1 rRNA gene is annotated in these 1705 nt (G+C 54.0%); it reads left to right on the top strand.

Features of this window, described 5'->3' with window-relative positions:
* Positions 1 to 1678: ribosomal RNA gene (locus EDC52_RS19765) — 23S ribosomal RNA — on the top strand; the annotation flags it as partial.
* Positions 1679 to 1705 lie beyond the last annotated feature (27 nt).

The raw sequence follows: 1705 nt of genomic DNA on the forward strand, positions 1-1705 counted from the left end.
TGCTGGAGGTATCAGAAGTGCGAATGCTGACATAAGTAACGATAAAGCGGGTGAAAAGCCCGCTCGCCGGAAGACCAAGGGTTCCTGTCCAACGTTAATCGGGGCAGGGTGAGTCGACCCCTAAGGCGAGGCTGAAAAGCGTAGTCGATGGGAAACAGGTTAATATTCCTGTACTGGGTGTGACTGCGAAGGGGGGACGGAGAAAGCTAGGTTCGCCGGGCGACGGTTGTCCCGGTTCAAGCGTGAAGGTGGAAAGGGCAGGCAAATCCGCTCTTTCATTAACACTGAGGCGTGATGACGAGCCACTACGGTGGTGAAGGAATTGATGCTACGCTTCCAGGAAAAGCCTCTAAGCTCCAGGTCACATCGAATCGTACCCCAAACCGACACAGGTGGTCAGGTAGAGAATACCCAGGCGCTTGAGAGAACTCGGGTGAAGGAACTAGGCAAAATGGTGCCGTAACTTCGGGAGAAGGCACGCTGGCGGTAGGTGGAGGGACATGCTCCCCGAGCCGAAGCCAGTCGCAGATACCAGCTGGCTGCAACTGTTTATTAAAAACACAGCACTGTGCAAACACGAAAGTGGACGTATACGGTGTGACGCCTGCCCGGTGCCGGAAGGTTAATTGATGGGGTTATCCGCAAGGAGAAGCTCTTGATCGAAGCCCCGGTAAACGGCGGCCGTAACTATAACGGTCCTAAGGTAGCGAAATTCCTTGTCGGGTAAGTTCCGACCTGCACGAATGGCGTAATGATGGCCAGGCTGTCTCCACCCGAGACTCAGTGAAATTGAACTCGCTGTGAAGATGCAGTGTACCCGCGGCAAGACGGAAAGACCCCGTGAACCTTTACTATAGCTTGACACTGAACATTGAGCCTTGATGTGTAGGATAGGTGGGAGGCTTTGAAGTGTGGACGCCAGTCTGCATGGAGCCAACCTTGAAATACCACCCTTTAATGTTTGATGTTCTAACTCCGACCCGTGATCCGGGTTGAGGACAGTGTCTGGTGGGTAGTTTGACTGGGGCGGTCTCCTCCCAAAGAGTAACGGAGGAGCACGAAGGTTAGCTAATCACGGTCGGACATCGTGAGGTTAGTGCAAAGGCATAAGCTAGCTTGACTGCGAGAGTGACGGCTCGAGCAGGTGCGAAAGCAGGTCTTAGTGATCCGGTGGTTCTGAATGGAAGGGCCATCGCTCAACGGATAAAAGGTACTCCGGGGATAACAGGCTGATACCGCCCAAGAGTTCATATCGACGGCGGTGTTTGGCACCTCGATGTCGGCTCATCACATCCTGGGGCTGAAGTAGGTCCCAAGGGTATGGCTGTTCGCCATTTAAAGTGGTACGCGAGCTGGGTTTAGAACGTCGTGAGACAGTTCGGTCCCTATCTGCCGTGGGCGTTGGAAGATTGAGAGGGGCTGCTCCTAGTACGAGAGGACCGGAGTGGACGCACCACTGGTGTTCGGGTTGTCATGCCAATGGCATTGCCCGGTAGCTACGTGCGGAAGAGATAACCGCTGAAAGCATCTAAGCGGGAAACTTGCCTCGAGATGAGTCTTCCCTGAGGCCTTGAGCCTCCTGAAGGGACGTTAAAGACGATGACGTTGATAGGTCGGGTGTGTAAGCGCTGCGAGGCGTTGAGCTAACCGATACTAATGACCCGTGAGACTTAACCTTACAACACCTAAGGTGTCTGAGAGAGAC

Origin of the sequence: Biostraticola tofi (assembly GCF_004343195.1) — a bacterium.
GTDB classification, from domain to species: domain Bacteria; phylum Pseudomonadota; class Gammaproteobacteria; order Enterobacterales; family Enterobacteriaceae; genus Biostraticola; species Biostraticola tofi.